The following is an 18,919-nucleotide window of genomic DNA, read 5'->3' on the forward strand; positions in this document are numbered from 1 at the left end:
GACATGCGAGGAACCGGCAGGAATGGCCAGCCATCGACTGCCACGTCGCTGGAGTGGGACCGCCGCCAACAGGCACGCACGTCTGCCGCTGCTCGACCCCTCCCGATGCGGCGAGCACCGATCAGCGGTGCGGCCGCGCCCGGGTGAACGAACCGATACAGGCGCCCCCGCACGCCCAGCCGGGCGTGCGGCAGCCTCCGCCATCTCCCCTGGGCAAGGAAAAACCGGCAAGCGCTGCCTGTCCGAACGTTCCCCCGGCTCGGGGATGGGCAGCCCGCCGGTTCACACTTTCAGTGACCCACACATCCAATCGAGTGACAAGACACCATCTCTCCAGTCACCCGAAAGGAGTAATCCTTGCCATGGCTTGCCTTTCACCCCATCTCATCTCTTTTCCGCCGAACCGGTCGGCCAAGCCCGGGCACCCTGGTGCTTGGCCGACCAGTCGCCACTGCGTGGAGCCGGGGACGGCTCCGGACGGTGCGCAGTTGTCGGGCGTGTTCTGGACGACGGGTGCTCGGGTCAGGACGAGCGAGCCGTCGACGCGGAAGATCCCGCCGCCCTGGCCTTCCGCGTGGTTGCGGAGGACCCTGTCGCCGACCAGCACGGAAGTACCGGCCTGGTGGTAGAGGCCACCACCGTCGATTTTGCTGACGTTGTGGTCCACGGTGGTGCTCCGCAGTCGCAGGGTGCTGCCGAGGCCGAGGTTGACGATGCCTCCGCCGTACGTGGCGGCCTCGTTCCCCGTCACGCGCCCGCCGTTGAGGGTGAGGGGGCCAAACGCTGTGACAATGCCGCCGCCTTCGAGGTTCACGGTTCTGTTGCCCCGGACCGTTGTACCGCCGAGGACCGTGGTACCGAAGGTGGCCGGTCCCCCGCCGGTGGACGCCGCCGTGTTGCTCTGGATGGACCCCCCTTGCACGGTCAACCGGGCGGAGTCACCCACGTGAATGCCACCACCGTCGCCCGCAGTGTTGCCGTCGTCGGGCCCTGTTGTCCGACACGATGCTGCCGGCAAGTCGCGCGGTGGCACCGGACGCGACCGCGATCCCGCCGCCGAGGACGGAAGCGGTGTTGCCGGTGATCCGGCTCGCGACCAGGCGCAGCGTCCCTTCGGTGAGGATGCCGCCGCCGGCCGTGCCGGAATCCTCGGCCGCGCTGCCGCCCGACACGGTGATCCCGTTGAGGGTGAGGGATCCCTGCTGAGCGACTTCGGCGATACGGAACGGCGTGGTCGACTGACGGGTGATGGTTGCTCGATTACCGGAGATGGTGAGCTCCCCGGTGATGATCGGCAGCCCGCTGGCGCCGCTGGTGCCGTCCGGCACGGCCGGAGCATTGAGCTCGTAGCTGCATCCCGACGACGGCACGACGGTTCCCCGCCCACGGGTGTTCGCCTCGTTCACCTGCTTGATCAACTCCGTGACGTCCTCGCACGGCACCGGTGTCCCCTGACGCGCGGCAGGGACTTGGCAGTGGCCGGTATGGCGATACCGGCCACGGATGTGCCCCAGCAACGCGACGAGCAGGTGGTCCGCCGGCGGCCGCGTCGCCAATGCCTCCACGGAACGCCAACTCGCCTGCGGCGGCGACTACTTGATCCTTCGCACCGGCACACAGTGGGAGGGGTTCGTACTGGGGGAGCCGGTACGCCTCAGCGACAGGAAGCCGTGAGAGCGCTGGACCATTCGAGTGACATATTCAAGAACCCCCACGACTACCGGGACGAGCGTGGATTCTGGAATGGATCTGGCCGGTGGGCCGCCCATTCTCACCGGGGGATGCGGCAGTCGGACCACCTGCGGCTTTTCTGCAGAAGCACGGGTTACAGCGCCGACATACCGCGATGGGCACCCCCGGTGCAGAAACTGGATCCCGATCAGCCGGTGCCGTGCGCGGCACCGGCTGATTCGGCGGCCGGGTCACACCAGCCCGCTCCTCGCCTCACACGCCGACATGCCGAGCAACTCTCACTGAAGCAAAACTGCAATCGTGGGGAGGTTCTCACGCACGAGTGTGCTGCCGATTTCCTAAGCCACATTGACTCGTTGCCCCGGCGGAGCCGCCTCCAGCCACGCGAGGAACCCGGTCAGCGCGTCCTCGCTCATCGCCAGCTCGAGCCGCGTGCCCCGGTGGAGACAGGCGAGCACGATCGCGTCGGAGAGCAGTGCCAGTTCCTCCTCGCCCTCGGGGGCGCGGCGGCCGGCCACCTCGATCGCCGAGCGTTCCAGGATGCGGCGCGGTCGGGGAGCGTACGAGAAGACGCGGAACCATTCGATGCGGTCGCCGCTGTAGCGGGCGATGCCATAGCCCCAGCCTTTGCCGCTGGTGTCGCTTTTCTCGGGGGTGTTCCAGCGGAGGCTGCAGTCGAAGGTGCCGCCGGAGCGCTGGATCAGTCTCCGGCGCACGCCGAAGACGAAGAGTCCGGCCGCCGCCAGCAGGACCACCAAGCCGCACACAGTCAGAGCGAGGACCATCGACACCGACCTCCTCGTCTCCTAGGTAACGGAAAGGGAAAAAGCACCCGCATTGCCGCAGCCGCGGCCCGGTCCGGAGAAGGCTCCGGTCCTGGCCGCGGCTGAGTCAAGTCCTGTGGCGCGCTGGTTTCAGCGTGCCGCCACCGCTCGCAGTCGGACGTCCGCGCGACGCTCGGCGGACGCGTCCGCGTCCGACTTCGCGCGCTCGAGCGCCCGCTCCGCACGCTGGACATCGATCTCGTCCGACAACTCGGCGATCTCGGCCAGCAACGACAGCTTGTAGTCCGAGTACGAGATGAAACCGCCGTGCACCGCCGCGACGACCGTTCCACCATCACTCGTACGGATGGTCACCGGGCCCGACTCCAGCACACCGAGCAGCGGCTGGTGACCGGGCATGACGCCGATGTCGCCGGACGTGGTGCGCGCGACGACCAGGGTGGCCTCGCCGGACCAGACACTGCGGTCCGCGGCGACGAGCTCGACATGCAGCTCAGCAGCCAAGGTGGGCTCCTCGGGTCACCACCCGGCGGTTGTTGCCGGGTGTTGGGTCTAAGTCTAGTAGGGCGCCGAACTCTCAAGTGTCGGGCCCCGCCCCGGCCGTCGGCTGGGGGGGTCCGGGGGCCGCGCGGCGGTAGCCGCACATTTATACAGCCCCCGGGAGATGCTGCGTAGGCGTGGGTGAGGGGGCGGGACGCGCCCGCCCCCTCACCGAGAACACGAGGTTCAGGAGACGCCGAGCTCCTTGGCCTTGGCCTTGAGGTCCTCCAGGCCGCCGCACATGAAGAACGCCTGCTCCGGGAAGTGGTCGTACTCACCGTCGCAGATCGCGTTGAACGCGGTGATCGACTCGTCGAGCGGCACGTCCGAACCGTCCAGGCCGGTGAACTGCTTGGCGGCGTGGGTGTTCTGCGACAGGAAGCGCTCGACGCGACGGGCGCGGTGGACGACGAGCTTGTCCTCCTCGCCGAGCTCGTCGATACCGAGGATCGCGATGATGTCCTGGAGGTCCTTGTTCTTCTGCAGGATCGTCTTGACGCGCATGGCGGCGTCGTAGTGGTCCTGCGAGATGTAACGCGGGTCCAGGATGCGGGACGTGGAGTCCAGCGGGTCCACGGCCGGGTAGATGCCCTTCTCGGAGATCGGACGGGAGAGCACCGTCGTCGCGTCGAGGTGGGCGAAGGTCGTGGCCGGAGCCGGGTCGGTCAGGTCGTCCGCGGGGACGTAGATCGCCTGCATCGAGGTGATCGAGTGACCACGGGTCGAGGTGATGCGCTCCTGGAGCTGGCCCATCTCGTCCGCGAGGTTGGGCTGGTAGCCCACCGCGGACGGCATGCGGCCGAGCAGGGTCGACACCTCGGAACCGGCCTGGGTGAAGCGGAAGATGTTGTCGATGAAGAACAGCACGTCCTGCTTCTGCACATCGCGGAAGTACTCCGCCATGGTCAGACCGGCCAGGGCCACACGGAGACGGGTGCCCGGGGGCTCGTCCATCTGGCCGAAGACCAGCGCGGTCTTGTCCAGCACGCCGGACTCGGTCATCTCGTCGATGAGGTCGTTGCCCTCACGGGTGCGCTCGCCGACGCCGGCGAAGACGGAAACGCCCTCGTGCAGCTTGGCCACACGCATGATCATTTCCTGGATCAGCACGGTCTTGCCGACACCGGCACCACCGAACAGACCGATCTTGCCGCCTCGCACGTACGGGGTGAGAAGGTCGACGACCTTCAGACCCGTCTCGAACATCTCGGTCTTCGACTCGAGCTGGTCGAAGGCCGGGGCCTTGCGGTGGATCGGCCAGCGCTCGCCGTCGAAGGTCTCGTCGACGTTCAGCACCTCGCCGAGGGTGTTGAACACCTTGCCCTTGGTGAAGTCGCCGACCGGGACGGTGATACCCGTGCCGGTGTTGGTGACCGGGGCCTGGCGGACCAGACCGTCGGTGGGCTGCATGGAGATCGTACGGACCAGTCCGTCACCCAGGTGCTGGGCGACCTCCAGGGTCAGGATCTTCTTCTTGCCGGCCTCGGCCGGGTCGGCCACCTCGACGTGAAGGGCGTTGTAGATCTCCGGCATCGCGTCGACGGGGAACTCCACGTCGACGACCGGGCCGATCACCCGGGCGACGCGGCCCGTGGCAACGGCCGTCTCAACTGTCGTCGTCATTACTTGTCACTCCCCGCGGTCGCGTCGGCCAGGGCGCTCGCGCCACCGACGATCTCGCTGATTTCCTGGGTGATGTCGGCCTGGCGGGCCGCGTTGGCAAGCCGGGTGAGGTTCTCGATGAGATCCCCGGCGTTGTCGGTCGCCGACTTCATCGCGCGGCGCGTGGCGGCGTGCTTGGAGGCAGCCGACTGGAGCAGCGCGTTGTAGATACGGCTCTCGACGTAGCGCGGCAGCAGGGCGTCGAGGACGTCCTCCGCCGACGGCTCGAAGTCGTACAGCGGAAGGATCTCGCCCTTGGTGTGCGACTCCTCCGCCACTTCCTTGAGGCTGAGCGGCAGCAGGCGGCTGTCGACCGCCGTCTGCGTCATCATCGAGACGAACTCGGTGTAGACGATGTGGAGTTCGTCCACGCCGCCGTCCGCCGTCTCCTTCTCGATGGCCTCGATGAGTGGGGCCGCGATCTTCTTGGCGTCCCCGTACGAGGGCGCGTCGGTGAATCCGGTCCACTGCTCCGAGATCTTGCGCTCACGGAAGTTGTAGTGGGCGACACCGCGGCGGCCGACGATGTAGATGTCGACCTCCTTGCCCTCGGTCTCGAGACGGGCGGTCAGCTGCTCCGCCGCCTTGATGGCGTTGGAGTTGAAGGCGCCGGCCAGGCCGCGGTCGCTCGTGAGGAGCAGTACCGCGGCGCGGGTCGGGTTCTCCGCCTCCGTGGTCAGCGGGTGCTTGGTGTTCGAGCCGGTGCCGACCGCCGTGACCGCGCGCGTGAGCTCGGTCGCGTACGGCGTGGAGGCCGCCACCTTGCGCTGCGCCTTGACGACGCGCGAGGCGGCGATCATCTCCATCGCCTTGGTGATCTTCTTGGTCGCGGTGACGGATTTGATGCGACGCTTGTAGACCCGGAGCTGGGCTCCCATGAGTCAGGTCCCTTCCGTCGTCACTTGCCCGCAGCGGCAGGGGTGTCCTCGCCGAGCAGCTTGCCGTCCGAGGTCTCGAACTGCTTCTTGAACTCCGCGACGGCGTCACTCATGGCCGTGATCGTGTCGTCCGACATCTTGCCGCCCTCCTTGATGGAGGTCAGCAGGCCCTGCTCCTTGCGGTGCAGGTACTCCAGCAGCTCCTTCTCGAAGCGGCGGATGTCGTCGACCGGCACCTCGTCCATCCTGCCGGTGGTGCCGGCCCAGATGGAGACGACCTGGTCCTCGGTGGACATCGGCTGGTACTGCGGCTGCTTGAGCAGCTCGACCATGCGCTGACCGCGCTCCAGCTGCGCCTTCGACGCGGAGTCCAGGTCGGAACCGAAGGCGGCGAACGCCTCCAGCTCACGGAACTGGGCGAGGTCGACGCGGAGCCGGCCGGAGACCTGACGGATCGCCTTGTGCTGCGCGGAGCCACCGACTCGGGAGACGGAGATACCGACGTTCAGCGCGGGACGCTGACCGGCGTTGAACAGGTCCGACTCCAGGAAGCACTGGCCGTCGGTGATGGAGATGACGTTGGTCGGGATGAACGCCGAGACGTCGTTGGCCTTCGTCTCGACGATCGGCAGACCGGTCATCGAGCCCGCGCCCATGTCGTCGGAGAGCTTCGCGCAGCGCTCCAGCAGACGGGAGTGCAGGTAGAAGACGTCACCGGGGTAGGCCTCGCGCCCCGGCGGACGGCGCAGCAGCAGGGACACGGCGCGGTAGGCGTCGGCCTGCTTCGAGAGGTCGTCGAAGACGATGAGGACGTGCTTGCCCTCGTACATCCAGTGCTGGCCGATGGCCGAACCGGTGTACGGCGCAAGGTACTTGAAGCCGGCCGGGTCGGACGCCGGGGCGGCGACGATGGTCGTGTACTCCAGGGCGCCGGCCTCTTCGAGGGCACCACGCACGGAGGCGATGGTCGAGCCCTTCTGACCGATGGCGACGTAGATGCAGCGGACCTGCTTCTTCGGGTCGCCAGTACGCCAGTTGTCGCGCTGGTTGATGATCGTGTCGACGGCCAGGGCGGTCTTGCCGGTCTGCCGGTCGCCGATGATCAGCTGACGCTGGCCGCGGCCGATCGGGGTCATCGTGTCGACGGCCTTGTAGCCGGTCTCCATCGGCTCGTGCACCGACTTACGGACCATGACGCCCGGGGCCTGCAGCTCGAGGGCGCGGCGGCCGGACGTCTCGATCTCGCCGAGGCCGTCGATCGGGGCGCCGAGCGGGTCGACGACGCGGCCGAGGTAGCCCTCGCCCACGGCGACCGACAGGACCTCGCCGGTACGGGTGACCGGCTGGCCCTCCTCGATGCCGTTGAACTCGCCGAGGACGACCGCACCGATCTCGCGCTCTTCCAGGTTCAGCGCGAGACCGAGAGTGCCGTCCTCGAACTTCAGCAGCTCGTTCGCCATGGCCGAGGGCAGACCCTCGATCTTGGCGATACCGTCGCCGGCGACGGTGACCGTACCGACCTCCTCGCGCGAGGCCGCGTCCGGCTTGTACGCCTGGACAAAGTTCTCCAGCGCGTCCCGGATCTCCTCCGGCCGGATCGTGAGCTCCGCCATCTGGGTTCCCTGCTCTCCTTGTTGGGCCCGAAGTTTCAACTTGGGGGTCTGGGGGCGACCCCCAGGAATCCTCTGCACGGCCCAACCAGGGCCGTAGTACTGCCTGTCTTCGTACGTGTATTGAGTTGCTGTCAGCCCGCCATGCGGCGAGTGGCGTCCTCGAGCCGGTCCGCGATGGAACCGTTGATGACCTCGTCGCCCACCTGCACCCGGATCCCTCCGACGACCTCGGGGTCGACGTCGAGATTGAGGTGCATCGGACGCCCGTAGAGCTTTGCGAGGGCGGCACCCAGGCGCCGCTTCTGCGGGTCGCTCAGCGGGACCGCCGAGGTGACGACGGCGACCATGCGGTCTCGGCGCTCGGCAGCGAGCTTGGAAAGGGACTCGAGTCCCGCCTCCAGGCTACGTCCCCGCGGCGCGGTCACAAGGCGCGTGACCAACCGCTCGGTTCCGGTCTTGGCCCGGCCGCCGAGGAGGCTGCGCAGCAGCTCGGTCTTGGCGGCGGTGCCGGCGGCGCGGTTCGTCAGCGCGGCACGCAGCTCGGTGCTGGAGGAGACGATCCGGCCGAACCGGAACAGCTCGTCCTCCACCTCGTCGAGCGTGCCCGCCTGCTGGGCCGCGGTGAGGTCGGCCGTGTCGGCCAGCTCCTCGATCGCGTCCACCAGGTTGCGCGGCTGCGACCAGCGGGAGCGCACCATGCCGGACACCAGGTCGATGGTGGTCCCGCCGACCTGACCGCCGAACAGCCGGCCGGCCAGCTCGGCCTTCGCCTCGCCGGGCTGCGCCGGGTCGGTGAGGACCCGACGCAGGCTGATCTCGCGGTCGAGCAGCGCGGTGACGGCGGCCAGCTCGTCGGCGAGCGCGAGTGCGTCCACGGACGTGTTGTCCGTCAGCGCGTCGAGACGCTCACGTGCGGCAGCGGTTGCCTCGCGGCTCGCTCCGTGTGCTGTCATCGAGCCGCCTCGGCCTTCTCCTCGAGCTCGTCGAGGAAGCGGTCGATGGTGCGGCTCTGCCGGGCGTGGTCCTCGAGGGACTCACCGACGAGCTTGCCGGCCAGGTCGGTGGCGAGCTTGCCCACGTCCTGACGCAGCGCGGAGGCTGCGGCCTTGCGGTCGGCCTCGATCTGGGTGTGACCGGCGGCGATGATCTCTTCACGCTGCCGCTGGCCTTCCGCACGCATCTCGGCGATGAGCGCGGCGCCCTGCTCCTGCGCCTCCTGGCGCAGCCGCGCGGCCTCGTGCCGGGCCTCGGCGAGCTGGGCCTTGTACTGCTCCAGCACGCTCTGGGCCTCGGTCTTCATGGCGTCGGCCTCTTCGATGCCGCCTTCGATCGCCGCGCGGCGCTCTTCCAGAACCTTGTTGATGTTCGGGAGGAGCTTCTTCCAGAAGAAGAAGAACACGATGGCGAAGGCGATGGTGCCGACGAGCAGCTCGGGACCGGGCGGGATAAGCGGGTTCTGCTTCTCCTCGGCCGCCAGCTGTACCAGGTTGGCGATCACATCAGTGCCTTCCGTTGAAAAGTTCGCTCGTCAAGGTCCGGTCATCCGTAGACGAACGGCATGACGATGCCGATGAGGGCAAGCGCCTCACAGAAGGCGAAGCCGAGGATCTGGTTGGCGCGGATCAGGCCGGCCGCCTCGGGCTGGCGGGCGAGGGCCTGGGTGCCGTTACCGAAGATGATGCCGACGCCGACGCCGGGGCCGATGGCGGCGAGGCCATAGCCGATGGAACCGATGTTGCCTTCGACAGCGGCGAGGGTCTCAAGGGCAGCCATGCTGATTCTTCCTTCTCTTTCATGGACCGGCGGGGGTTGGCCACCGGACGTTCTAGGGGCTTGGGGCGGTGCGGCTCAGTGGTGCTCGGCCAGTGCGCCCTGGATGTACGTGCATGCCAGCAGCACGAAGACGTACGCCTGGACAGCCTGCACGAAGAGCTCGAAGAGGATCATGACCATGGTCATGACGAAGGAGACACCGGCCGCCGGGATCATCCAGCTGTTCAGCAAGTACCAGGAGGCAACGGTGAACATCACCAGCATCAGGTGGCCGGCGAACATGTTGGCGAAGAGTCGGACCGCGTGCGTGAACGGTCGGACCAGCAGGTTCGAGAAGAACTCGATGACCATCACGAGCGGCAGAACCGCGCCCAGCGACTTGTCGTAGCCGGTGACGTTCTTGAAGAAGCCGACGAAGCCGTGCCGCTTGAAGGTCAGCGAGACCCAGACGATCCAGACGATGCCGGCCAGCACAAACGGGAACGAGATGATCGACGAGACCGGGAACTGGGCCAGCGGGATCACGGACCAGATGTTCATGATCCAGATGAAGAAGAACAGCGAGACCATGAAGGGGACGTACTTCTCGCCCTCCTTCTTGCCGAGGGTCTCGTACACGATGCCGCGGCGGACGAAGTCGTACCCGGCCTCGCCGACCATCTGCAGCTTGCCCGGAACCACCCTGGCTTGGCCGAAGGCCGCGTAGAAGAAACTGATGACGAGCCCCGTGGTGATGAGGGCGAGCAGCATCACCTTGTTGAACTCGAACCCGCCGACCTCGGCGATCGGCTTGAAGAGGAACGAGTGCAGGCCCGGAGCCGGGAAGCCGCAGCCGTTGTCGGACATGATCCGACAGCTCCAGTCAAAGGCGAGCTGGGTCTGGTCAGCACTCACCACGGGCTCCTTCGGCGTGACGCATAGGTACGGCAACCTCGTTGTGTCGGCGCGGCGCGCAGCCGCGGTTCGGCACTGGACAGGTGTTACGGATGTGGGGGCGGCTGTGGGGCATTGAGCCTCGCGCTTGAGCAGGCGTCAGCTCGGATGCCCGCGCCCGCGATGCCGCAGTTGGCACCGGACGATAGCAGGATCTCTTACGTGCACTTATCCCGGCCCTACCCCTCACGACGAGTGGCCCGTCTTTTCGGGCTTGTCGCCCTTCGAGGAGTCGGGTTCGACGTAAAGGATCTTGGCCTTCATCTGAGCAAGGGCCTGGCAGCCGATCCACGCGAGCGTGGCGGCGACCAGCGTGAACGCAAAGGCCTTGGGGTGGAACAGTGTCGTGTCCTTGAACGCGGCGACGAACATGAACAGCAGCAGAATCTGTGCCGTATAGAGCATCAGACCCATGGCCTGGAACAGGTGCGGAAGCGATTTGGCAGTGCGCTGCAGAACGTACAGGCCGATTCCCATGAAGAGGATCACAACCACGGTCGCGACGACCGCCCCGACCGCTCCCTCGCCACCGGCAACCACCCCGCCGACGACGGCGGCAATCGCGCCGACGGCAGCCGTGGGCACGGCGGCCTGAAGGAGAATCCGGGCGTCATTGGACGGCATGGCGGCAGCTCCGCTTACTAAGGGGGCAGGGTGTCGTCATGGACGAGCGTAGTCCCGGGTGGGGAGGGAACCTCACGCCAATGGGCCGTCGCACTGCGGCCCTTCGGCTCATCCCCGAGTCTCGTGAACCGTATCACAAACTATTTGATGAGGTCTTTACCTGGTTGGTGTGCTCGGCGTCACACATGAGAGTGAACCCGCCCGTCTGTGCGCCCACGCCGCCGAGTTTGTCTGGTATAGGAGCGGTTTGTGAAATCGTCAGTGAGACGATCCGGCCTTGCGTCCGTCGAGGATGCGCGGACGATGGCCGACAGCCGTCGCACCGTTGACCCCCGAGACGCCCGCGGTGACCGGCGCGCGATGTTCCTCACCAGTCCCAGTGGGCTCCGTGGCCTCACCGAGCGCCCCGGGCACAGCACCTGAGGCACCCGCGTACGCGACCGCGGGCGACCCCTCCACGGCCTCCGAAGCGTCTTGGGCGACCTGGCCACGGCGGCGGTAGCGCGGCGGCACAAAGCGCTCGGCCCAGGCCGGCGTACGCGGCGTGAAGCGCGGCAGAAGAAGCAGCACCAGGCCCACCGCGCTGAGGAACACGATGCCGAGCACGATCCACATGGACGCCGAGTTGACCGAGTACGCGAGGGCGCCGAAGGCGATCAGGGCCGACCAGAAGTACATGATGAGCACGGCCCTGCTGTGCGAGTGCCCGATCTCCAGCAGACGGTGGTGCAGATGCCCGCGGTCGGCGGCGAACGGGGACTGGCCGCGCCAGGTGCGGCGCACGATGGCGAGCACCAGGTCGGCGGCCGGTACGGCGATGAGCGTCAGCGGCAGCAGCAGCGGGATGTAGACCGGCACCGTCTGGTGCACGGCCTCCTTCTCGGACCCGGCGAACAGGCTCATCGCGTCGGGGTCGACCTGCCCGGTGATGGAGATGGCGCCGGCCGCGAGCACCAGGCCGATGAGCATCGAGCCCGAGTCGCCCATGAAAATGCGCGCCGGGTGCATGTTGTGCGGCAGGAAGCCGATGCACATGCCCATGAGGATCGCGGAGAACAGGGTCGCGGGGGCCGCGGACTCGAGCCCGTACCCGTACCAGATGCGGTAGGCGTACATGAAGAACGCCGCGGAGGCGATGCAGACCATGCCCGCGGCGAGGCCGTCGAGGCCGTCGACGAAGTTCACGGCGTTGATGGTGACGACGACGAGCGCGACGGTCAGCAGCGTGCCCTGCCACTGGGTCAGCGAGACCGAGCCGACGCCCGGCACCGGCAGCCACAGGATGGTCAGGCCCTGCATCACCATGACACCGGCGGCGATCATCTGGCCGCCGAGCTTGATCAGGGCGTCGATCTCGAACTTGTCGTCCAGGACACCGATCAGCCAGATGAGCGCGGCCCCGGAGAGCAGGGCGCGCGGCTCGTTGGAGTTCTCGAAGACCTCGCTGAGGTTGGTCAGATGGTCGGCGACCAGCAGGCCCGCGCACAGCCCGAAGAACATCGCGATACCCCCGAGCCGGGGCGTGGGTTCCCGGTGCACGTCGCGCGCACGGATCCCAGGCATGGCTCCTGCCACGATCGCGAACTTCCGCACCGGCCCGGTCAGCAGGTACGTCACCGCGGCCGTGATGCAGAGCGTCAGGAGGTATTCACGCACAGGCTTCCCCACAGGTCTCGCTGGCCATCTCAGCCCCACACCCTAGCTTTCGGCGCATACGGTTGGGGACTTCCGGGTAGAGCCGATGGTTGCACGCGTGGCTGTGTACGGGTTCGCGCATACCCGGCTCTAGCCGGGATACGGCGGAAATCTTCCGGTCAGGTCCCGCACTTCTTCACGCACCAGGCGGCCGGCCGGTTCCTCGCGCAGTGCCTGGCCCAGCAGTACGGCGATCCGGGCCATCTCCGCCTCGCCCATGCCCTGGGTGGTGACGGCGGCCGTGCCCAGGCGCAGTCCGCGCACGTCCGGGTGGGGCAGCGCACAGGTGTCGAGGACCAGACCGGCGGCGGCAAGCCGGCCGCGGGCGGTGCGGGCGTCCACGCCGAGCGGTGCGGGGTCGAGGGTCAGCAGGTGGGTGTCGGTACCGCCGGTGGTGACGGCGAGGCCCTCGGCGGTCAGCCCCGCCGCGAGCGCCTGGGCGTTGGCGACGACCTGATGCGCGTACGCCGCGAAGGCCGGCGTCGCCGCCTCGCCGAACGCGACGGCCTTGGCGGCGATGGTGTGCATCTGGGCGCCGCCCTGGGTGAACGGGAACACCGCCCGGTCCACCCGCTCGGCCAACTCCGCGCCGCACAGCAGCATGCCGCCGCGCGGGCCGCGCAGCACCTTGTGCGTGGTGGCGCAGACGACGTCGGCGTACGGCACGGGACTGGGCGCCGCTCCCCCGGCGACGAGGCCGATGGGGTGGGCGGCGTCGGCGATGAGATAGGCGCCCACCCCATCGGCTACGGCCCTGAAGGCCTCGTAGTCGATGTGCCTCGGGTACGAGATGGAGCCGCACACGATGGCTTTCGGGCGGTGGGTACGGGCGAGCGCGTGCACCTGCTCGTAGTCGATGAGCCCGCTCTCCGGGTCGACGCCGTAGCCGACGAAGTCGAACCAGCGGCCGGAGAAGTTGGCGGGCGAGCCGTGGGTGAGGTGGCCGCCGTGCGGGAGGCCCAGTGCGAGTACGGTGTCGCCGGGGCGCAGCAGGGCGGCGTATGCGGCGAGTACGGCGGAACTCCCGGAGTGGGACTGCACGTTGGCGTGTTCGGCGCCGAAGAGGGCCTTGGCGCGCTCGACGGCGAGACGTTCGGCCACGTCGACGAGTTCGCATCCGCCGTGGTGCCGGGCGCCTGGGTATCCCTCGGCGTACTTGTTCGCGAGCGGTGAGCCGAGGGCGGCCAGCACGGCGGGCGAGGTGAAGTTCTCGGCGGCGATCAGCTGAAGCGTCGTCGACTGCCGGTCCAGTTCCCCGATGAGGAGCTCGGCCAGCTCGGGATCCTGCCGACCGAGCACATCGGCAGGCAGCAGGCCGTCAAGCGTACGTGTGACCACCATGGTGGACTCCGGACCGGCAACCCCCTGCGGGGCGGCCTGAGATCGGCGAAAACTAAGTCCAATGTAGAACCAGGTCCGCCACTGCGCCCGCTGTTACGCCCGAGCCGGTGCCCCCGGCGGCGATCAGGTACGAGCCGGTACGCCCGTCAGCGCCGTCACCACCGGATCGATGGCCTGCTGAATCTCGTCCCCCACCGACCGGAAGAACGTCAACGGCGCCCCGTACGGGTCGTACACCTCGTCCGCCTCCACCGTCGGGGCCAATAGCCACCCGCGTAGAGCTGCCGCGGCGCGGACCAGGGCTCTTGCGCGCGCGACCACTCCGTCCTCCAGGGGAGGCAGGGTCGCGGGGTCTATGGCCTTCACCAGGCGGGTGAACTCCTTGAGGGTGAAGGTGCGCAGGCCCGCCGAGTGGCCCATGGAGATGACCTGGGCCCGGTGGTCGCGGGTGGCCGTCAGGACCAGGTCCGCTCTGATGACGTGGTCGTCCAGCAGCTCCCGGCCCACGAAGCCGGAGGCGTCCGCGCCGAAGTCGGCGAGGACCGCTTCCGCGTTGGCCTCCATGGGGGCGCCCTCGTGACCCCAGGTACCGGCGCTCTCCACGATCAGGCCGCCCCACAGCGGATCGCCGAGGCGGTCCGCCAGGGCATGGCGGGTCAGCCGCTCGGTGATCGGCGAGCGGCATACGTTGCCGGTGCTGACGTGGAGGATGCGGAAGGTGTCCCGGGGTAGCCCTGTGAAGGTCCCCGTATCGTCCCCGTTGCCTATGCCACGCCCCGCGTCAGGGGCCGTCAATTCGCCACCTCGAGGTCGGGTACCACCTTGCGCAGCTCCTCGGCCGACAGTGCGCCCGCGCGCAGCAGGACCGGCACCTTGCCCGTGACGTCGACGATCGAGGAGGGGACGTTGCCGGGGGTGTGCCCGCCGTCCAGGTAGACCGAGACGGAGTCGCCGAGCATCTCCTGCGCGGCGTCACAGTCCTCCGGCGCCGGATGGCCGGTCAGGTTCGCCGAGGACACGGCCATGGGACCGACCTCGGTCAGCAGCTCGATCGCCACCGGGTGCAGCGGCATGCGCACGGCGACGGTGCCACGGGTGTCCCCCAAGTCCCACTGGAGCGACGGCTGGTGCTTGGCGACCAGGGTCAGCGCGCCCGGCCAGAACGCGTCGACGAGCTCCCACGCCATCTCGGAGAAGTCGGTGACCAGGCCGTGCAGCGTGTTCGGGGAGCCGATGAGGACGGGCGTGGGCATGTTGCGCCCACGGCCCTTGGCCTCCAGCAGATCGGACACGGCCTCCGAGCTGAACGCGTCGGCGCCGATGCCGTACACGGTGTCGGTGGGCAGCACCACGAGCTCGCCCCGGCGTACGGCGGACGCTGCCTCGCGCAGACCCGTGGAGCGGTCGGTCGCGTCGTTGGTGTCGTATCGCCGTGCCATTTAGCGAGCCTCCTCGTACACGTACTGCTGGCTTGAAGTCTTCGAACAAGGCGTGCCGAACGCAATGCCGCGCGCCGAGTTCACGGCATCGCCCTGCGGGCCGTCGCGAACCGCGGCCGGTTGTTGAGGTCGGGGTGGTCGGCGGCGTCGGCCCAGCCCCGCTCCTCGGTGAAGATCCACGGCACCTGCCCGCCCTGGGTGTCGGCGTGCTCGACGACGACGACGCCGCCGGGCCGCAGCAGCCGGTGTGCGGTGCGTTCAAGGCCGCGGATGAGGTCGAGCCCGTCCTCGCCCGAGAACAGGGCGAGTTGAGGATCGTAGTCCCGGGCCTCGGGCTGTACGTACTCCCATTCGGTGAGCGGGATGTACGGCGGGTTGGAGATGACGAGGTCCACCTGGCCGTTGAGGTCGGGGAAGGCGTACAGGGCGTCTCCCTGGCGCAGCTCGACCCTGGACCCCTCGACGTTCTTACGGGCCCACTGGAGCGCGTCCTCGGACAGCTCCACGGCGTGCACGCGGGAGCGCGGCACCTCCTGCGCCAGGGCGAGCGCGATCGCTCCGGAACCCGTGCACAGGTCGACGATGAGCGGTTCGACGACGTCCATCGCGCGTACGGCGTCTATCGCCCAGCCGACGACGGACTCGGTCTCCGGGCGCGGCACGAACACCCCTGGCCCGACCTGGAGTTCCGTGTAACGGAAGAAGACACGACCGGTGATGTGCTGGAGTGGCTCGCGGGCCTCGCGGCGGGCGATGACCTCCCAGTAGCGGGCGTCGAAGTCGGCGTCCTTGACCGAGTGCAGTTCGCCCCGCTTCACGCCGTGCACGAAGGCGGCGAGCTCCTCCGCGTCATTGCGTGGCGAGGGCACGCCGGCATCGGCAAGCCGCTGGGTGGCCTGGGCCACTTCCGCGAGCAGCACGCTGCGGGGGTTCGGGGGTCGCCCCCCAAAATGTTGCTGCACGCTGGTCCTCCGGGGCTGAGCTGTTGTCTTGTCGCTGTTTCGCGGCGCTGCGCGGCGGCGCGGCGCCACGGGGCTTCACGCGGCGGCGAGCTTCGCGGCCGAGTCCGCGTCCACGCAGGCCTGGATCACCGCGTCGAGGTCACCGTCGAGCACCTGGTCCAAGTTGTACGCCTTGAAGCCGACGCGGTGGTCCGAGATGCGGTTCTCCGGATAGTTGTACGTTCGGATCTTCTCGGAACGGTCGACGGTACGGACCTGGCTGCGCCGGGCGTCGGCCGCCTCCTTCTCCGCTTCCTCCTGCGCCGCCGCGAGAAGCCTGGAGCGCAGGATACGCATCGCCTGCTCCTTGTTCTGCAACTGGCTCTTCTCGTTCTGGCAGGAGGCGACGACTCCGGTGGGAATGTGCGTGATGCGCACCGCGGAGTCGGTGGTGTTGACGGACTGGCCGCCGGGGCCCGAGGAGCGGTAGACGTCGATCCGCAGGTCGTTGGGGTTGATCTCGACGTCGATCTCCTCGGCCTCCGGGGTCACGAGGACACCCGCCGCGGAGGTGTGGATCCGGCCCTGGGACTCGGTCGCGGGCACGCGCTGCACCCGGTGCACCCCACCCTCGTACTTCAGCCGGGCCCAGACGCCCTGACCGGGCTCGGTGGCGCCCTGGCCGCCCTTCGTCTTCACCGCGACCTGGACGTCCTTGTAGCCGCCGAGCTCGGACTCGGTGACATCGATGATCTCGGTCTTCCAGCCGATGCGCTCCGCGTACCGCAGGTACATGCGCAGCAGGTCGCCCGCGAACAGCGCGGACTCGTCGCCTCCGGCGCCGGCCTTGATCTCGAGGATCACGTCCTTGTCGTCGCTGGGGTCGCGCGGGACGAGCAGCAGCCGCAGCCTCTCGGTGAGCTCCTCACGGTGCTTCTCCAGCTCCTTGACCTCGGCCGCGAACTCCGGGTCGTCGGCGCCCAGTTCACGGGCCGTCTCGATGTCGTCGCCGGTCTGCTTCCAGGAGCGGTACGTCGCGATGATCGGGGTCAGCTCGTGGTAGCGCTTGTTCAGCCTGCGCGCGTTCGCCTGGTCCGCGTGCACCGACGGGTCGGCGAGCTTCTTCTCAAGATCGGCGTGCTCGCCGATCAGTTCCTCGACCGCCTCGAACATCTCCGGCTCCAAATGACGTACGAAATTTAAGGGGCTGCACCATGCAAAGCGCCGGTCCCGAAGCCCCCTTGCGGGGACAACGAGGACCGGCGCTGTGAGGTCGCTACTTCTTGGCAGCGGCAGCCTTGCCGAAGCGGGCCTCGAAGCGGGCCACACGGCCACCGGTGTCGAGGATCTTCTGCTTGCCCGTGTAGAACGGGTGGCACTCGGAGCAGACCTCAGCGCGGATGGAACCGCTCTGGATCGTGCTGCGGGTGGTGAACGACGCGCCGCAGGTGCAGCTGACCTGCGTCTCGACGTACTCGGGGTGGATGTCGCGCTTCAAGGTGTCTCCTAGTTTCGGGAGGGCACCGGGTCGCTGCCGCGGGCTGCGGAGCGTGAACCGGGGCCGACGTACCAGTCTGCCAGCACTGGCGCTATCCCCCAAAACCGGGGGTTCGGGTTGTCTATTCCCTCGGGGTGGGGAGTGGCTCGCGGGACGGGGTGCCCCATTGGCATCGCGGGCGTCTGCGGGCCCGTCGTGGCTGGTCGCGCCCCGCGGCGGAGCCGCAAATGGATACAGCCCCGCGCCCCTCCGGGGGCGCCCTACGGAGCGCCCACCACGCCCTTCGCGTTGCCCGTTGCCGTGCCCTCTGTGGCTGTCTTCGGGATGGGGCGGTCGTTCTTCAGGGCCTTCCACACCAGGTCGGCTTTGGACTTGACCATGAGGACTCGGTTGCCGTCGGCCGGGTCGTACTGGACCGGCATCGTCACCATCGTCATGTTCGAGGAGCCGATGCCCTTGAGTCCGTTGGCGAACGAAGCCAGGTCCTTGGGCGAGTCCAGGTCGGAGTCGGTCGTGACGGCGTTCGTCGCGGTGTCGGCGAGGTCCCACAGCTTCTTCGGGCTGGTCAGTACGCCGATGTTCTTGACCTGCTCGACCAGTGCCTTGATGAACGCCTGCTGGAGCTGGATGCGGCCGAGGTCGGAGCCGTCGCCGACGCCGTGCCGGGTGCGGACCAGGCCGAGGGCCTGCTTGCCGGTGAGCTGATGGGTGCCGGCCTTGAGGTCCAGGTGGCTCTCGGGGTCGGATATGTCCTCGTTCGTGGTGACCTTGACGCCGCCGAGTTCGTCGATGAGTTTCTGGAAGCCGCTGAAGTCGACCTCTATGTAGTGGTCCATGCGGATGCCGGTCATCGACTCGACGGTCTTCACCGCACAGGCGGCGCCACCGGTGGTGTACGCGGAGTTGAACATCGCGCTCGACGAACCCTCGTGGGTCTTGCCCTCGGTGTCGGTGCACTCGGGCCGCTCTATGAGGGTGTCGCGGGGTATGGAGACCACGCTGGCCTTCTTGTGCCCCTTGTAGACGTGCACGATCATCGCCGTGTCCGCGCGGGCCGAACCGTCGTCGACGCCGCCGCCCAGCTTCTTGTTGCTGCCGGAGCGGGTGTCGGAGCCGAGTACGAGGATGTCCTGTGAGCCGTTGTCGACGTCCAGGGGCCGGTCGGTGCCGAGGGCCTGGTCGATGTCGACGCTGTTGAGGTTGTTGTTGAGCCGGAAATACACGTAGCCGAGTCCGGTGCCGCCCAGGATCACGACGCCCGCCGCAGCCCACGCCGTGACCAGAAGGGCCTTGCTGCGCGTGCGCGGCTTGCGGCGACGGCCCTTGGCGCGGCGCCGCGGGCCGGTGGGGCCGGAGGGTTCCGGGTTGCCGGAATCGGGCGTGCTCTCGGCAGTCATGTGCTCCTCAGTCCTCGTCCGGTCGGTTACCCCCTGTGTGCAGGGTCAGGCATGGCGCGTCAGGCATGACTGGTATGTCAGGACCCGTCACGTCAGACGTTGAAACCG

At 68.2% G+C, this 18,919-nt stretch carries 21 protein-coding genes; 1 reads left to right on the plus strand and 20 read right to left on the minus strand.

Annotated elements, in window-relative coordinates:
- Positions 1-337: 337 nt before the first annotated feature.
- On the minus strand, positions 338-946 hold the full coding sequence (locus ABD357_RS08475) for a hypothetical protein (RefSeq protein WP_344388704.1): 609 nt from the start codon (positions 944-946) through the stop codon (positions 338-340).
- Positions 939-1,442, minus strand: a complete 504-nt coding sequence (locus tag ABD357_RS08480; RefSeq protein WP_344388705.1) for a hypothetical protein — start codon at positions 1,440-1,442, stop codon at positions 939-941. Before ABD357_RS08480 ends, ABD357_RS08475 begins: the two co-directional genes overlap by 8 nt.
- A 61-nt stretch (positions 1,443-1,503) precedes the next feature.
- Here ABD357_RS08480 and ABD357_RS08485 point away from each other — a divergent pair, with 61 nt between their 5' ends.
- A complete protein-coding gene (locus tag ABD357_RS08485; protein WP_344388706.1) occupies positions 1,504-1,674 on the plus strand; it encodes a hypothetical protein in 171 nt (56 codons plus the stop codon).
- 356 nt (positions 1,675-2,030) lie between these two features.
- Here the strand turns inward: ABD357_RS08485 and ABD357_RS08490 are convergent, their stop codons facing one another.
- The 18 genes from ABD357_RS08490 to ABD357_RS08575 form a co-directional block, all read right to left on the minus strand.
- Positions 2,031-2,477, minus strand: a complete 447-nt coding sequence (locus ABD357_RS08490) for a DUF2550 domain-containing protein (protein ID WP_344388707.1) — start codon at positions 2,475-2,477, stop codon at positions 2,031-2,033.
- Positions 2,478-2,606: 129 nt separating this feature from the next.
- A complete protein-coding gene (locus ABD357_RS08495; protein ID WP_344388708.1) occupies positions 2,607-2,981 on the minus strand; it encodes a F0F1 ATP synthase subunit epsilon in 375 nt (124 codons plus the stop codon).
- Between the two features lie 222 nt (positions 2,982-3,203).
- A complete protein-coding gene (gene atpD / locus ABD357_RS08500) occupies positions 3,204-4,640 on the minus strand; it encodes a F0F1 ATP synthase subunit beta (RefSeq protein WP_344388709.1) in 1,437 nt (478 codons plus the stop codon).
- Complete coding sequence (locus ABD357_RS08505) at positions 4,640-5,557, minus strand: F0F1 ATP synthase subunit gamma (RefSeq protein WP_344388710.1); 918 nt, start codon at positions 5,555-5,557, stop codon at positions 4,640-4,642. Before ABD357_RS08505 ends, atpD begins: the two co-directional genes overlap by 1 nt.
- Before the next feature lie 20 nt (positions 5,558-5,577).
- Positions 5,578-7,170 carry a F0F1 ATP synthase subunit alpha gene (gene atpA, locus ABD357_RS08510; protein ID WP_344388711.1) on the minus strand — a complete coding sequence of 531 codons (1,593 nt, stop codon included), beginning with the start codon at positions 7,168-7,170 and terminating at the stop codon, positions 5,578-5,580.
- Positions 7,171-7,301: 131 nt separating this feature from the next.
- Positions 7,302-8,123, minus strand: coding sequence for a F0F1 ATP synthase subunit delta (locus ABD357_RS08515; RefSeq protein ID WP_344388713.1), 822 nt, complete (start codon positions 8,121-8,123; stop codon positions 7,302-7,304).
- A complete protein-coding gene (locus ABD357_RS08520; RefSeq protein WP_344388714.1) occupies positions 8,120-8,668 on the minus strand; it encodes a F0F1 ATP synthase subunit B in 549 nt (182 codons plus the stop codon). The genes ABD357_RS08515 and ABD357_RS08520 overlap by 4 nt, the downstream gene beginning before the upstream one ends.
- Before the next feature lie 41 nt (positions 8,669-8,709).
- Complete coding sequence (gene atpE / locus ABD357_RS08525; protein ID WP_031485821.1) at positions 8,710-8,943, minus strand: ATP synthase F0 subunit C; 234 nt, start codon at positions 8,941-8,943, stop codon at positions 8,710-8,712.
- 75 nt (positions 8,944-9,018) lie between these two features.
- The gene (gene atpB, locus ABD357_RS08530) at positions 9,019-9,837 is read right to left on the minus strand and encodes a F0F1 ATP synthase subunit A (protein ID WP_486389221.1); all 819 of its coding nucleotides are present in this window, start codon (positions 9,835-9,837) and stop codon (positions 9,019-9,021) included.
- 225 nt (positions 9,838-10,062) lie between these two features.
- Complete coding sequence (locus tag ABD357_RS08535) at positions 10,063-10,500, minus strand: Cg1360 family ATP-synthase-associated protein (RefSeq protein WP_344388716.1); 438 nt, start codon at positions 10,498-10,500, stop codon at positions 10,063-10,065.
- Between the two features lie 258 nt (positions 10,501-10,758).
- Positions 10,759-12,156 carry an MraY family glycosyltransferase gene (locus tag ABD357_RS08540; protein ID WP_344388717.1) on the minus strand — a complete coding sequence of 466 codons (1,398 nt, stop codon included), beginning with the start codon at positions 12,154-12,156 and terminating at the stop codon, positions 10,759-10,761.
- 129 nt (positions 12,157-12,285) lie between these two features.
- Positions 12,286-13,536 carry a serine hydroxymethyltransferase gene (locus ABD357_RS08545; RefSeq protein WP_344388718.1) on the minus strand — a complete coding sequence of 417 codons (1,251 nt, stop codon included), beginning with the start codon at positions 13,534-13,536 and terminating at the stop codon, positions 12,286-12,288.
- A gap of 123 nt (positions 13,537-13,659) precedes the next feature.
- The gene (locus tag ABD357_RS08550; protein ID WP_344388720.1) at positions 13,660-14,331 is read right to left on the minus strand and encodes an arsenate reductase/protein-tyrosine-phosphatase family protein; all 672 of its coding nucleotides are present in this window, start codon (positions 14,329-14,331) and stop codon (positions 13,660-13,662) included.
- The gene (locus ABD357_RS08555; protein ID WP_344388722.1) at positions 14,328-14,975 is read right to left on the minus strand and encodes an L-threonylcarbamoyladenylate synthase; all 648 of its coding nucleotides are present in this window, start codon (positions 14,973-14,975) and stop codon (positions 14,328-14,330) included. Before ABD357_RS08555 ends, ABD357_RS08550 begins: the two co-directional genes overlap by 4 nt.
- 80 nt (positions 14,976-15,055) lie before the next feature.
- Entirely contained in the window at positions 15,056-15,895 is an 840-nt protein-coding gene (gene prmC / locus ABD357_RS08560) for a peptide chain release factor N(5)-glutamine methyltransferase (RefSeq protein ID WP_344388723.1), read from the minus strand.
- Positions 15,896-16,012: 117 nt separating this feature from the next.
- Entirely contained in the window at positions 16,013-17,089 is a 1,077-nt protein-coding gene (gene prfA / locus ABD357_RS08565; RefSeq protein ID WP_344388725.1) for a peptide chain release factor 1, read from the minus strand.
- A 103-nt stretch (positions 17,090-17,192) separates the two neighbouring features.
- Positions 17,193-17,414, minus strand: coding sequence for a 50S ribosomal protein L31 (gene rpmE, locus ABD357_RS08570; protein WP_151478101.1), 222 nt, complete (start codon positions 17,412-17,414; stop codon positions 17,193-17,195).
- A gap of 260 nt (positions 17,415-17,674) precedes the next feature.
- Positions 17,675-18,811: an LCP family protein gene (locus tag ABD357_RS08575; protein WP_344388728.1), complete on the minus strand. Its 1,137-nt coding sequence runs from the start codon at positions 18,809-18,811 to the stop codon at positions 17,675-17,677.
- Between the last annotated feature and the right edge of the window lie 108 nt (positions 18,812-18,919).

The sequence above is a fragment of the Streptomyces vastus genome, assembly GCF_039532825.1.
GTDB lineage: Bacteria > Actinomycetota > Actinomycetes > Streptomycetales > Streptomycetaceae > Streptomyces > Streptomyces vastus.

Excerpts from the sequence above, each read along its gene's own strand:
- ABD357_RS08485 (WP_344388706.1), top strand. The coding sequence starts at position 1,504 with ATGTGCCCCAGCAACGCGACGAGCAGGTGGTCCGCCGGCGGCCGCGTC.
- ABD357_RS08490 (WP_344388707.1), bottom strand. The coding sequence starts at position 2,477 with ATGGTCCTCGCTCTGACTGTGTGCGGCTTGGTGGTCCTGCTGGCGGCG.
- atpD (WP_344388709.1), bottom strand. The coding sequence starts at position 4,640 with ATGACGACGACAGTTGAGACGGCCGTTGCCACGGGCCGCGTCGCCCGG.
- ABD357_RS08505 (WP_344388710.1), bottom strand. The coding sequence starts at position 5,557 with ATGGGAGCCCAGCTCCGGGTCTACAAGCGTCGCATCAAATCCGTCACC.
- atpA (WP_344388711.1), bottom strand. The coding sequence starts at position 7,170 with ATGGCGGAGCTCACGATCCGGCCGGAGGAGATCCGGGACGCGCTGGAG.
- ABD357_RS08515 (WP_344388713.1), bottom strand. The coding sequence starts at position 8,123 with ATGACAGCACACGGAGCGAGCCGCGAGGCAACCGCTGCCGCACGTGAG.
- atpE (WP_031485821.1), bottom strand. The coding sequence starts at position 8,943 with ATGGCTGCCCTTGAGACCCTCGCCGCTGTCGAAGGCAACATCGGTTCC.
- ABD357_RS08535 (WP_344388716.1), bottom strand. The coding sequence starts at position 10,500 with ATGCCGTCCAATGACGCCCGGATTCTCCTTCAGGCCGCCGTGCCCACG.
- ABD357_RS08545 (WP_344388718.1), bottom strand. The coding sequence starts at position 13,536 with ATGGTGGTCACACGTACGCTTGACGGCCTGCTGCCTGCCGATGTGCTC.
- ABD357_RS08555 (WP_344388722.1), bottom strand. The coding sequence starts at position 14,975 with ATGGCACGGCGATACGACACCAACGACGCGACCGACCGCTCCACGGGT.
- prfA (WP_344388725.1), bottom strand. The coding sequence starts at position 17,089 with ATGTTCGAGGCGGTCGAGGAACTGATCGGCGAGCACGCCGATCTTGAG.
- ABD357_RS08575 (WP_344388728.1), bottom strand. The coding sequence starts at position 18,811 with ATGACTGCCGAGAGCACGCCCGATTCCGGCAACCCGGAACCCTCCGGC.